Genomic DNA, 11,902 nt, shown 5'->3' on the forward strand with positions numbered 1-11,902 from the left:
TTCATCAAACCGGCCTGCTATTCTGAGTTAGAGTGCTTCCGGCTTGTGAATCGGTAACAGCCCACTACTTCAACACGAACAACAATAATAACAGCGACCCCTAAACTTCCCCTCACGGCTGGGTGCAGCATGGATGCGCGCCGAGCCGGACCCCAAAAGGATGACCCCCTATGGCCAATGCCCGCAAGATCCTGATCGTGGATGACGATACCGATCTGCGCGACACGTTGGTGGAGCAATTATCGCTACACGAAGAATTCGAAGCTTCCGCGGTCGATACCGGCGCCAAAGGCGCGAGCGCGGCCAAGGCCAATGCTCCCGATCTCGTCCTGATGGACGTCGGCCTGCCCGACACCGACGGCCGCGAGGTGGTCCGCTCCTTGCGCAAGGGCGGCTTCAAGGCTCCGATCATCATGCTGACCGGGCACGACACCGATTCCGATACGATTTTGGGGCTTGAATCCGGCGCCAACGACTATGTGGCAAAGCCCTTTCGTTTCGCCGTTCTGCTGGCCCGCATCCGCGCCCAGCTGCGCCAGCACGAAGCCAGCGAGGACGCGGTGTTCTCGGTCGGCCCCTACTCCTTCCGGCCCGGCTCCAAGATGCTCACCGCCGCCAATGCGCGCAAGGTGCGGCTGACGGAGAAGGAGACCGCGATCCTCCGCTTCCTCTACCGCGCCGGCCAAATGCCGGTCTCGCGCGAGACCCTGCTCCAGGAGGTCTGGGGTTATAATTCCGGCGTCACCACCCACACGCTGGAAACCCACATCTACCGCCTCCGCCAGAAGATCGAGAAGGATGCCGCCAACCCGGAAATCCTGGTCACGGAAGCCGGTGGCTACAAGCTGGTGCCGTGATACGCTCGAAGGGCGTGCGAATCGTTTTAGATCGCATGCCTTTGAGCCTCGGATCTGAATGTCAATCGACGACGACGTAGCGCTTCTCGAGCGTGTCCCGACATTGCGCCTGTTGGGAGACGCCTCGTTGCGCATGCTGGCGATCGGCTCCGAGCAGCGTAACTTCGTCCGCGGCGATACCCTGTTCAATCTCGGCGACGACGCCGATGCCGGCTTCGTAGTCCAGCGCGGCGCCTTTCGGGTCGATGACGGCGCCGGCGCCGAGATGATCGCAGGTCCCGGCGCGCTGATCGGCGAGCTTGCGCTGGTGGTGCCGATGAAGCGGCCATCGAGCGCGATCGCGTTGGAGCATTCCTCCGTCATTCGCGTCGCACGCAGCCTGTTTCAGCGCGTGCTCGAAAGCGACCCCGCCGCAGCGGTTCGGCTGCGCGATGAATTCGCGGTCCGCTCCAGCCAGATTGCCAGCGATATCCTGATGGCGGGTGCGAAGCTGACGTCGTGAGAGGTTGTCGCTCCATCCGGGCTACGGGAGGTCACACCTCCAGCGTCACCGTCACCGGGACATGGTCCGACGGCCGCTCCCAGCTCCGCGCATCGCGCAGGATCCTGAAATCGCTGACCGCATCCTTCAACGCGCGCGAGACCCAGATGTGGTCGAGCCTGCGGCCGCGATCGCCGACGGTCCAGTCGGCGGAGCGGTAGCTCCACCACGTGTAGACTTTTTCCGACATCGGAATCCGCTCGCGCGCGACGTCTACCCATTCGCCGGCGGCCAGCGCGGCCTGCAGCTTTTCGGTTTCGATCGGCGTGTGCGAGACCACCTTCAGAAGCTGCTTGTGCGACCACACATCGTTCTCGTGCGGGGCGACGTTGAGATCGCCGACCAGGATGTGGCGATCCTCTCCGCGCGGATGCAACGGCTCGCACGCCTTCATCTCGTCGAGGAAGCGAAGCTTGTGGTCGAACTTCTCGTTCAGTGCGGGATCGGGAATGTCGCCGCCGGCGGGCACGTAGAAATTATGCACGACCAGCGGCTTTGCGACGTTGGCCTTCTCGCCGAACGATACGGAGATGTGACGCGAATCCACCTTGTCGCAGAAGGTGCGGATGTCCGTCGATTCGAACGGAATCTTCGAGACGATGGCGACGCCGTGATAGCCCTTCTGCCCGTTCAGCGCGACGTGCTCATAGCCGAGCCGCTTGAAGCGCTTCAGCGGAAAGGCATCGTCGATGCACTTGGTCTCCTGCAGGCACAGCACGTCCGGCCGCGCGCTCTTGAGGAATTTCGCGACCAGATCGATGCGCAGCCGCACCGAATTGATGTTCCAGGTTGTCAGGGAAAAACGCATGGGGGATGCGTCTTAGCATGGATTAACGCGGGGAAAATGCTTGTCCACAGCGCGCTCTCGTAGGGTGGGCAAAGCGAAGCGTGCCCACGTGCCTGCCATGAGGCGAGAGATCGTGGGCACGGCGCAAGTGCGCCTTTACCCACCCTACGAGACCTATCCCGGTGCCGGGCCGTAATTGGTGAAATCGATCTTGAACATGCCGGGATCGAGCTTCTTGCTCGAGTCCAGATTGTAGACCGCGATCGTGGTGTCGTAGCCCTGCGGATCGGTGACGGTCCATTGCTTCAACTGACCGTCCTTGGCGCCGAACATCAAGAGGAGGCGGCTGGTGCCGACCAGCGCCTGCTTCTCCTCGATGGTGACGCTGACGAAGACGTCGTCGGCCGAGACGCCAACGACATTGGTGTCCTTCATCAGGTCGATGCGATCCGACAGCAGGAAACGCAGCGGCGTCTGCGACAGCGGATAGACGTCCTGGGTCGCGAGCTTGCGGTCGCGCACCACCAGCGAGGATCCGTCGGCGACGATGTCGATCGGGCTCGGCGCGTCATATTCGAAGCGCACCTTGCCCGGTTTCTGGATGTAGAAATCGCCTTGCGTCTTGCTGCCGTCGGGGCCGACCTGGACGAAATTCCCGACCAGCGTCGACAGCGACGACAGATAGGCACTGACCTTGGCCGCCTGCGCCTTCTGGTTGGCATCGAAGGTCTGGAAGATGCTGCTAGGCACGTTGCGGCGCGGATCCGGGATCACCGGATTCGGCGGCGCCTGAGTCGCACCGGTGACAGCGGGCCCGCCGGCGGACGTTCCGCCGTCGCGGCCCTTCGGCGCGGGTTTCGGCACCGGAACGTTCTGCGCGAACGAGGACGCCGTCACCATCGCAGCGGTGACGAAAAGCACGCCGGCCACGCGCGCGCTTCGCGCAGCGATGGTGGCAGCGAATCGAATGTCCGGATGTCTGATCAACGCGTCGTCCTAACGTGGCTGGGCGTCTTTTAGCGTGATTTCGGGCAAAAGCAGATAACGATTTCGCGTGAAATGATGTCTGGAGGCGGCTGCCTCACATATGGCTGTCTTCTTCCTCGACCAGAATCTCGCGCTTGCCGGCGTGGTTGGCGGGTCCGACGATGCCTTCCAGTTCCATGCGCTCCATCAAGGATGCGGCGCGGTTATAGCCGATCTGCAGGCGACGCTGGATGTAGCTGGTCGAGGCCTTGCGGTCGCGTTTGACGATCGCAACGGCCTGCTGGAAGAGGTCGCCGCCGCCATCGCCGCCCATGCCGGTGGCGTCGAACACCGCACCGTCCTCGTCCTCGGTGGGCTCTTCGGCCGTGACGGCTTCGAGATATTCCGGCTGGCCCTGCGTCTTGAGGTGACGCACCACCTTCTCGACTTCGTCGTCGGAGGCGAAAGGTCCGTGCACGCGGCTGATGCGGCCGCCGCCCGCCATGTAGAGCATGTCGCCCTGGCCGAGCAGCTGCTCGGCGCCCATCTCGCCCAGAATGGTGCGGCTGTCGATCTTGGACGTGACCTGGAAGGCGATGCGGGTCGGGAAGTTCGCCTTGATGGTGCCGGTGATGACGTCGACCGACGGACGCTGCGTCGCCAGGATCACGTGCAGGCCGGCGGCGCGCGCCATCTGCGCGAGGCGCTGCACCGCGCCTTCGATGTCCTTGCCGGCGACCATCATCAGGTCGGCCATTTCGTCGACGATGATGACGATGTAGGGTAGCGGGTCGAGCGAGAGCTTTTCTTCCTCGTAGATCGCCTTGCCGGTTTCCTTGTCGAAGCCGGTGTGAACCGTGCGCGTCGGCTCTTCGCCCTTGGCCTTCAATTCGAGCAGGCGCGTGTTGTAGCCGTCGATGTTGCGCACACCGAGCTTGGCCATGTTCTTGTAGCGCTCCTCCATCTCGCGCACGGCCCATTTCAGCGCGACCACCGCCTTCTTCGGATCGGTCACGACGGGCGTGAGCAGATGGGGAATACCGTCATAGACGGAGAGTTCGAGCATCTTCGGATCGACCATGATCAGGCGGCACTGGTCCGGACGCAGCCGGTAGACCAGGCTGAGGATCATGGTGTTGATGGCGACCGATTTGCCGGAGCCGGTGGTGCCGGCGATCAGCATGTGCGGCGTGCGCGCGAGGTCGATGATCACAGGATCGCCGCCGATGGTCTTGCCGAGGCAGAGCGGCAGCTTCGCCACCGTTTCGGTGGCTTCCTTGGCGATCAGCAGCTCGCGCAAATAGACCTTTTCGCGGTGCGCGTTCGGCAGCTCGATGCCGATGGCGTTGCGGCCGGGCACGACCGCGACGCGCGCCGACAGCGCGCTCATCGAGCGGGCGATGTCGTCGGCGAGCCCGATCACGCGCGACGATTTGATGCCGGGCGCCGGCTCGAGTTCGTACAGGGTGACCACGGGGCCCGGATTGGCTTTGACGATCTCGCCGCGCACGCCAAAGTCCTGGAGCACGCCTTCAAGCGAACGCGAATTGGCTTCCAGCTCGGCCTTGCTGAGCGGCTGGCGATCGCCGGCCTTGGGCGCGGCCAGCACGGAGACGGACGGAAGCTCGAACTTGTCGGAGGATTTCTTCGCGGCGGCTTTCGGGGCAGCCTTCTTGCGCGGGGCGCGCGCGGCAGGCTCCTCCTCTTCCTCCTCGTCTTCTTCCTCTTCCTCGTGCTGATCCTCATAGTCCTCGTCCTCGGACTGCGGCGAGATCGAGGGGGCCGCGCGGCCGCCGCCTAGATTCGGCTCCTGGCGGCTGAACGCGACGGCCTTGGTCTTCGGGCCGCTCGAGACCAGCGAGCGGTAAGCGGCACCACACAGCCAGATCAGCCGCGCCTTCGTGCTCATCAGCGCATGGAACAGCCAGCCCAGCGACACCGAGCCGCGATCGTTCTCCTCGTCCTCGTCGAGCGGCTTGTCGTCGTCCTCGATCTCCGAGAGCTCGTCGTCGTGCTCGCGGGCGCCAAGACCGCATGCGATCAGGAATGTCGCGGCCATCGCAGCGAACAGGATCGTGCCCAGCACGATGCGATAGATCGTGCCGGCCGGCCCGAAAATCACTGCGGGCGCGCGTACGAGCGCATCGCCGACCACGCCGCCGAGGCCGGTCGGCAGCGGCCAGGCGCCGCCATGCGGCCAGCAGCTGACGAAGCCTGCCGCGATCACCGTGCAGAGAATCCAGGAGCCGAGCCGCAGCGCCTCGCGGTCGAACGGGCGGTGGGTCATCATGCGCCAGCCCCAGACCGCGACGGTCAGGACCAGCATGATGGCGCCGAGCCCGAGGATCTGCATCGCAAGGTCGGCGCCGATCGCGCCGGCATAACCGAGAATGTTGCGGATCGGCCTCGAGGTGGCGTGACTCAGGCTGGGGTCCTGCACCGACCAGGTCATCAGCGCTGCCGAGGCAACGCCCGACAACGCGATCAGGCCGAAGCCGGTGAGCTCGCGCACGCGCCGCGCCAGCCCCTCACGGATCGAGGGCGGCAGATGGCCGACCAGTGGAATGACACGTTCGATTGCCGACATGCTCATGGGCCCCGCCTAACCCAGAGTCTCGACCAGCCGGTGCAGCGCCTGCGCCGTGGTCTCGCCATCCTGCACCAGCGCCAGGCGAATATAGCCTGCACCGGGATTGAAGCCGTCGGGCTGTTGCCGCGCCAGAAAGCTGCCGGGCACCACACGCACGCCTGCTTCCTTGAAGAGTTTCAGCGTCACCGACACGTCATCTCCAATCTCGGACGTGTTGAGCCAGACGCAGAAGCCGGCATCAGGCCGGCGATAGCCGTAGCGGTTGCCGATGATCTGGTCGGCGAGATCGAACTTGATCCGGTAGAGCCGGCGGTTCTCCTCGACATGCGCCTCGTCGCCATAGGCAAAGGTCGCGACATGCTGTAGCGGCACCGGCACCTGCGGCGCCGCGATGTTGCGCAGCTCCAGGAACAGGCCGATGAATTTCTTGTCGCCGGCGGCAAAGCCGACGCGCAGGCCCGGCAGGTTGGAGCGCTTCGACAGTGACTGGAACGCAGCCACGCGGGTGAAATCGGGGCCGGCGCATTCGAGCGCACTGCCCGGCGCTTCGCGGGTATAGATCTCCGAATAGCATTCGTCGCTGAGGATCATGAAGCCATAGCGATCGGCGAGGCTCTTCAGGCGCGTGAAGTAGTCGCGCGAGGCGACCGAGCCCTGCGGATTGGCCGGCGAGGCCAGATAGAACGCCACCGTGCGCGCCAGCGTCGCCTCGTCGATGGCATCGAGGTCAGGCAGGAAGCCGTTCTCGACCGTGGTCGGCAGATAGACCGGCTCGCACGCTGCAGCACCCGCGCCGGCGCCGTAGACCGGATAGAACGGGTTCGGCATCAGGATCGCCGGTTTGCCGGGGCGCGGGCCGACATAGCGGACGGCCGCGATCGCGGCGAGGAACAGCCCCTCGCGGCTGCCATTGAGGACGAGAATCTCGCTCTTGGGGTCGAGCGGTCGCGGCAGCTTGAAGCGCGATGATAGCCAGGTGCTCGCGGCCTGGCGGAACGGGTCGGTGCCCTGGTTCATCGGATAGCGGCCGAAATCGGCGATATGCTTGGCCAGCACCGGGCCGACGAAATCAGGCACGGGGTGCTGCGGCTCGCCGACCGCGAGCGAAATCAAAGGCTTGCCGGGTTGATGCGGCGCCAGCAGCTCGTTCAGCCGGACGAAGGGCGAGCGTCCGGTATCGGAGCTTCCACTGGCCTGTGGCGCACGGGATGAAGCGGTCATGACCATTCTGGGCGCCAGCACTCTCGGAACAGCCGGTCGCGCGAAGGCCCCGGCGGGAAGCGGTTCAGTTCACCATAGATAGGGCGAGGTTAAGACGCGATTAACCATCGGCGGGCGGGTCCGTCCAGAGCAGGAATAATGAGGCCGGATAACAACGGGATGCGAGGCCCCCGACCTCTCCCGCTTGCGGGAGAGGTCGGCGCGTAGCGCCGGGTGAGGGCTCTCTCCTCTTGGGGGTTCTCGCCCGCGGAGGCACCCCCACCCCGCCCTCCCCCGCAAGCGGGAGAGGGAGCGCACCGTCACCTTGGTTTGATTCGAACTTCAGCGCCCCGGCAGCTTCTCGAATGTCTTCATGCCCGCCGGGATCGCATGAAACTCCTGGATGTCGCAGGTGTAGATCGCCATCTGCGGATGGAACTGGGTCGGATCATCCAGCGTGCCGACTTTCACGACCACCGCCGGCAGTCCGGGAACCTTGGTCACCAGATGGGTGCCGCACTCGGCGCAGAATTCGCGCGTGACGGCGCGTTCGAGATCCTTGCGCGTGAACTGCTTGGGCTGCCCCAGGGTGTAGCTGAAGCCGGCCGCCGGCATCGCGATGAAGGTGTTGGGTGCGCCGCCCGAGATGTACTGGCACTCGCGGCAATGACACTGGGCCTGCATCATCGGATCACCTTCGGCTTTGTAACGCACTTCGCCGCAATAGCATCCGCCTTCCAAGCGCATGACGACCTCCCGATTATCGTTTCTTGTGGTCGATATTTCTGCGCCGGCGGTGCGGAATGGCAATCCTTTTCTTGGCTGTGAAATCAAAAAGCACCCTGCCAAAAAGAAAGGGGCTCCAGCTTGCGCTGGAGCCCCTCAACGGTCAGGGCATTGCCGGGTATGTGCCCGAACCGTAGTTCTGGACGTGGTCTCCGAGGAGACCACGCCCGGGAGGAGACTTACATGTTGTAGGCGCGCTCGGTGTGCTCGGTGATGTCGAGGCCTTCACGCTCGCTCTCGACATTGGTCCGCAGCCCAACGATCACGTCGACGACCTTGTAGAGGATCGCCGAACCGATGCCCGACCACACCAGCGTGGTGCCGACGCCCCAGATCTGGGACATCATCTGCGCCGCGAAGTCGTAGTCGCCGACCTTCGGCGGGATCGCGGTGTAGTCCATGACGCCAGCGCCACCGAGGGCGGGGTTGACGAGGATGCCGGTGCCGATGGCGCCGACGATGCCGCCGACGCAGTGCACGCCGAACACGTCGAGGCTGTCATCGTAGCCGAGTGCGTTCTTCACGACGGTGCAGAAGAACAGGCAGACCACGCCGACGATGAGGCCGAGGACGATCGCGCCCATGACGCCGGAGTAGCCGGCCGCAGGGGTGACCGCCACGAGGCCCGCGACAGCGCCGGAGATGACGCCGAGCACCGACGGGTGACCCTTGATGATCCACTCCGCGAACATCCACGACAGCGCGGCGGCTGCGGTGGCGACGAAGGAGTTGGTCATGGCGAGGGCGGCGCCGCCGTTGGCTTCGAGGTTGGAGCCGGCGTTGAAGCCAAACCAGCCGACCCAGAGCAGCGAGGCGCCGATCATCGACATGGTCAGCGAGTGCGGGGCCATCAGCTCCTTGCCGTAGCCGACGCGCTTGCCGATCAGGAGAGCGCCGACGAGGCCTGCGATGCCGGCGTTGATGTGCACCACGGTGCCGCCCGCGAAGTCGATCGCGCCCTTCTTGAAGATCCAGCCGGCGTCGGCATTAATCTCGTCGAGCTTGGCCTGCGCCGCGGTCTTCGCGGCCGCATCAGTGGCGGCAGCGAGCGCCTTGGCCGCATCCTGGATCAGGTCCGGACCCTGCCAGTACCAGACCATGTGCGCGATCGGGAAGTAGATCAGCGTGACCCAGAGCGGGATGAACAGGGCGATCGCCGAGAACTTCATGCGCTCGGCGAAGGCGCCGACGATGAGGGCGGGCGTGATCGCCGCGAAGGTCATCTGGAAGCAGACATAGATGAGCTCCGAGATGTTGGCGTCGACCGAGAAGGTCGCGGCCTTCGTATCGGTGGTGACGCCCATCATGAAGGCCTTGGAGAAGCCGCCGATGAAGTCGGAACCGCCGGTGAAGGTGAGGCTGTAGCCGTACACGGCCCAGATCACGGTGACGACGCAGACGGTGTAGAACACCTGCATCAGGACGGAGAGCATGTTCTTGGAACGGACGAGACCGCCGTAGAACAGCGCGAGGCCGGGGATCGTCATCAACAGCACCAGCACTGTCGATGTCAGCATCCAGGCGTTGTCTCCCTTGTTGACCGTTGGCTCGGCGTAGGCTGCGGTCGCAGCGAACAGGCCGACTGCGAGAGCCGCCAATCCCGCGCCATAGGGACGCTTGAACGTCATATTATTCACTCCTGATTGGATAAAGGTTGAGCGCGAAATCAAAGGGCCGCGGCATCGGCCTCGCCGGTGCGGATGCGCACCGCGTGGTCGAGGTTGATGACGAAGATCTTGCCGTCGCCGATCTGTCCGGTTTTCGCGGCGGACGTGATGGCGTCGATGGTCTTGTCGACCTGGTCGGAGGCGACAGCGACCTCGATCTTGATCTTGGGCAGGAAGCTCACGGCATATTCGGCGCCGCGATAGATTTCCGTATGGCCCTTCTGGCGGCCATATCCCTTGACTTCCGTCACCGTGAGACCGTGAACGCCGATGGCGGTCAGGGCGTCACGGACTTCTTCCAGCTTGAATGGCTTGATAATCGCCATAACAATTTTCATGGGTCCTATCCCCGCTTGGGCCCGGTCCGGACGTGGCCGGGCGTTCTCGACTGGTTCGCCACGAGGGAGAAAGTTCACTACGCGGGCACAGCCTGGACCGTTAGAATCAAATGCCGTGCCAGATCGGGCGCGTTGCCTAACGGGCTATGAAAACGGGTGTTTTCGCGATGAACGCGCATTGCGGCGCAGTGCGCTATTCCGTCGCGCCCAAAACGTGGTCATGCCTGCTCAAAATGCGAGCATGACAGGCTGCCGACACAATATTGCTCATGCGTCGGGCAGTGTAGAGGTAATTAAGTAGCGTCACCGCTTATTGCAGGGCTTCGCCGTGCTGCGAAATATCGAGCCCCTCGAGTTCGTGCTCACGGGATACGCGCAAGGGCACGAACAGGCCGACCAGCTTTAGCAGGATGAAGCTCAGGCCAGCCGACCAGACAAAGGTGACGGCGACGCCATAGAACTGGATCAGGAGCTGCTGCGGGTGGCCCTCCAGCAGGCCGGCGGTGCCGCCGATGGCGCTGGTTGCGAACACGCCGGCGAGCAGGGCTCCGGTCAGGCCGCCGATGCCGTGGACGCCGAACACGTCGAGCGAATCGTCATAGTTGAAGCGATGCTTCAGCCAGGTGCAGGCCCAATAGCAAACCGCCCCCGCAATGATGCCGATGACGATGCCGTGCCAGGGTGCGACGAAGCCGGAGGCCGGCGTGATGGTGCCGAGCCCGGCCACCGCGCCGGAAATCATGCCGAGCACGGACGGCTTGCGCCGCGTCGACCACTCGATCGCGCCCCAGGTCAGCGCGCCGGAGCAGGCGGCAAGATGGGTCGCGATGATCGCCATTACGGCGCGTGAATTGGCCGCGCCCGCCGAGCCGCCGTTGAAGCCGAACCAGCCGACCCACAACAGGCCGGTGCCCATCACCGCGAGCGAAAGATCGAACGGCGAGAGATTTTCGGTGCCGTAGCCGTGACGGCGCCCCATCACCTTTGCCGCAACGAGGCCGCCGGTGCCGGCCGACAGATGCACCACGAGACCGCCGGCGACCAGCGCCACCGTGATGATGGCAAACGTCATCTGATACAGCATGAACAGCGCTTCCGGGATGGTCTTCGCGGCCGGGTTGACGCTGTCCATGGTCATGCCGGCGAGAAACCAGCGGTCGAGCGTGCCGATCCACGGGCCGTCGCCGACGAAGCACAGCGAATAGCCGAACGCGACCCAGAGAATGGAGATCAAAGTCACCGCGGCGAGGCTCTGCGCCATGGTGGCGAGCACGTTCTTCTTGCGCACCATGCCGGAATAGAACAGCGCCAGGCCCGGGATCGTCATCATCAGCACCAGCGCGGTGGCGACGATCATCCAGGCGGTGTCGGCCGTGTTGATCTCGGAGGCCGCGGCGCGCGCCGGCGAAGCCATGATCGACACAAGTCCGATCGGCGCAGCCATGGCAGCTGCGCGGCGCAAATATCCCGCCATGTCGTTCCCCCCGGCATCAATTGGCGTCGCACATTGTGGCGTCGTTGCCCGGTGCGATCGAAGAAGATCAAAGCGTTTTCAAGCGAAGTGGATATCGGTTCGCGTGAAGAAAACGCGTCAAAAACTAAGATCTAGAGCGCGTCGCTGTCGGTCTCGCCGGTGCGGATGCGCAGCGCGTGGTCGATCGGCGTGACGAAGATCTTGCCGTCGCCGATCTGCCCGGTGCGCGCGGTCGAGGTGATCACGGCGACCGCCTTGTCGGCGACGTCGGAGGCGACCGCGATCTCGATGCGCAGCTTCGGCAGGAAGTTCACGACATATTCGGCGCCGCGATAGATTTCGGTGTGGCCCTTTTGCCGGCCATAACCCTTCACCTCGGTCACGGTCATGCCGTGGACGCCGATCGCCGTCAGGGCCTGGCGGACCTCATCGAGCTTGAAAGGTTTGATGATCGCGACGACGAGTTTCATGGTCAGGCCTATTCCCCGGGATGCGCCGCGCCGTATGTCCCCGGCGCAGCGTCAATCTGGCATCTTTCCGGGCAAATGGCACAAAAAAGTTGCAGACTGAAGCGGAAAAACGTTTGAGCTTATGAACGGCCGCCTCTGTACAGGGCATCCGTTCATCCTTCACAATGCATTTTTGGCATGGATGCGGTGAACCCGCGCCTGCCAAGCGGTACATAAGTATTTTGAG

General features: G+C 64.0%; 11 protein-coding genes. 2 read left to right on the top strand and 9 right to left on the bottom strand.

Annotation, left to right across the window (positions count from 1 at the left end):
- The first annotated feature begins 170 nt into the window (after positions 1 to 170).
- Positions 171 to 857 carry a response regulator transcription factor gene (locus GGD61_RS20070; RefSeq protein ID WP_007598630.1) on the top strand — a complete coding sequence of 229 codons (687 nt, stop codon included), beginning with the start codon at positions 171 to 173 and terminating at the stop codon, positions 855 to 857.
- A gap of 58 nt (positions 858 to 915) precedes the next feature.
- Entirely contained in the window at positions 916 to 1,359 is a 444-nt protein-coding gene (locus GGD61_RS20075; protein WP_018323556.1) for a cyclic nucleotide-binding domain-containing protein, read from the top strand.
- A 31-nt stretch (positions 1,360 to 1,390) separates the two neighbouring features.
- Here GGD61_RS20075 and xth read toward each other — a convergent pair whose 3' ends face one another.
- The 9 genes from xth to GGD61_RS20120 form a co-directional block, all read right to left on the bottom strand.
- Positions 1,391 to 2,206 (bottom strand): exodeoxyribonuclease III, encoded by an 816-nt coding sequence (gene xth / locus GGD61_RS20080; RefSeq protein WP_092251306.1) that lies wholly within the window; start codon positions 2,204 to 2,206, stop codon positions 1,391 to 1,393.
- Between the two features lie 153 nt (positions 2,207 to 2,359).
- A complete protein-coding gene (locus GGD61_RS20085; RefSeq protein ID WP_092251305.1) occupies positions 2,360 to 3,115 on the bottom strand; it encodes an outer membrane lipoprotein carrier protein LolA in 756 nt (251 codons plus the stop codon).
- 151 nt (positions 3,116 to 3,266) lie between these two features.
- Entirely contained in the window at positions 3,267 to 5,744 is a 2,478-nt protein-coding gene (locus GGD61_RS20090) for a DNA translocase FtsK (RefSeq protein WP_018323559.1), read from the bottom strand.
- Between the two features lie 9 nt (positions 5,745 to 5,753).
- Positions 5,754 to 6,968: an aminotransferase class I/II-fold pyridoxal phosphate-dependent enzyme gene (locus GGD61_RS20095; protein WP_183231038.1), complete on the bottom strand. Its 1,215-nt coding sequence runs from the start codon at positions 6,966 to 6,968 to the stop codon at positions 5,754 to 5,756.
- Positions 6,969 to 7,283: 315 nt separating this feature from the next.
- A complete protein-coding gene (locus GGD61_RS20100; RefSeq protein ID WP_092251902.1) occupies positions 7,284 to 7,688 on the bottom strand; it encodes a GFA family protein in 405 nt (134 codons plus the stop codon).
- Between the two features lie 218 nt (positions 7,689 to 7,906).
- Positions 7,907 to 9,355 carry an ammonium transporter gene (locus GGD61_RS20105; protein WP_018323562.1) on the bottom strand — a complete coding sequence of 483 codons (1,449 nt, stop codon included), beginning with the start codon at positions 9,353 to 9,355 and terminating at the stop codon, positions 7,907 to 7,909.
- Between the two features lie 38 nt (positions 9,356 to 9,393).
- Positions 9,394 to 9,732: a P-II family nitrogen regulator gene (locus GGD61_RS20110; RefSeq protein ID WP_008142813.1), complete on the bottom strand. Its 339-nt coding sequence runs from the start codon at positions 9,730 to 9,732 to the stop codon at positions 9,394 to 9,396.
- A 310-nt stretch (positions 9,733 to 10,042) separates the two neighbouring features.
- Complete coding sequence (locus tag GGD61_RS20115) at positions 10,043 to 11,206, bottom strand: ammonium transporter (RefSeq protein ID WP_183231039.1); 1,164 nt, start codon at positions 11,204 to 11,206, stop codon at positions 10,043 to 10,045.
- 131 nt (positions 11,207 to 11,337) lie between these two features.
- A complete protein-coding gene (locus tag GGD61_RS20120) occupies positions 11,338 to 11,676 on the bottom strand; it encodes a P-II family nitrogen regulator (protein WP_018323564.1) in 339 nt (112 codons plus the stop codon).
- Positions 11,677 to 11,902: the final 226 nt, after the last annotated feature.

It is taken from the genome of Bradyrhizobium sp. SBR1B, from assembly GCF_014198205.1.
Taxonomy (GTDB): domain Bacteria; phylum Pseudomonadota; class Alphaproteobacteria; order Rhizobiales; family Xanthobacteraceae; genus Bradyrhizobium.

What these genes read in the sequence shown, in the direction of transcription:
- GGD61_RS20120 (WP_018323564.1), bottom strand. Translation starts at nt 11,676, where the DNA reads ATGAAACTCGTCGTCGCGATCATCAAACCTTTCAAGCTCGATGAGGTC.
- GGD61_RS20115 (WP_183231039.1), bottom strand. Translation starts at nt 11,206, where the DNA reads ATGGCGGGATATTTGCGCCGCGCAGCTGCCATGGCTGCGCCGATCGGA.
- xth (WP_092251306.1), bottom strand. Translation starts at nt 2,206, where the DNA reads ATGCGTTTTTCCCTGACAACCTGGAACATCAATTCGGTGCGGCTGCGC.
- GGD61_RS20090 (WP_018323559.1), bottom strand. Translation starts at nt 5,744, where the DNA reads ATGAGCATGTCGGCAATCGAACGTGTCATTCCACTGGTCGGCCATCTG.
- GGD61_RS20095 (WP_183231038.1), bottom strand. Translation starts at nt 6,968, where the DNA reads ATGGTCATGACCGCTTCATCCCGTGCGCCACAGGCCAGTGGAAGCTCC.
- GGD61_RS20075 (WP_018323556.1), top strand. Translation starts at nt 916, where the DNA reads ATGTCAATCGACGACGACGTAGCGCTTCTCGAGCGTGTCCCGACATTG.
- GGD61_RS20070 (WP_007598630.1), top strand. Translation starts at nt 171, where the DNA reads ATGGCCAATGCCCGCAAGATCCTGATCGTGGATGACGATACCGATCTG.
- GGD61_RS20105 (WP_018323562.1), bottom strand. Translation starts at nt 9,355, where the DNA reads ATGACGTTCAAGCGTCCCTATGGCGCGGGATTGGCGGCTCTCGCAGTC.
- GGD61_RS20100 (WP_092251902.1), bottom strand. Translation starts at nt 7,688, where the DNA reads ATGCGCTTGGAAGGCGGATGCTATTGCGGCGAAGTGCGTTACAAAGCC.
- GGD61_RS20110 (WP_008142813.1), bottom strand. Translation starts at nt 9,732, where the DNA reads ATGAAAATTGTTATGGCGATTATCAAGCCATTCAAGCTGGAAGAAGTC.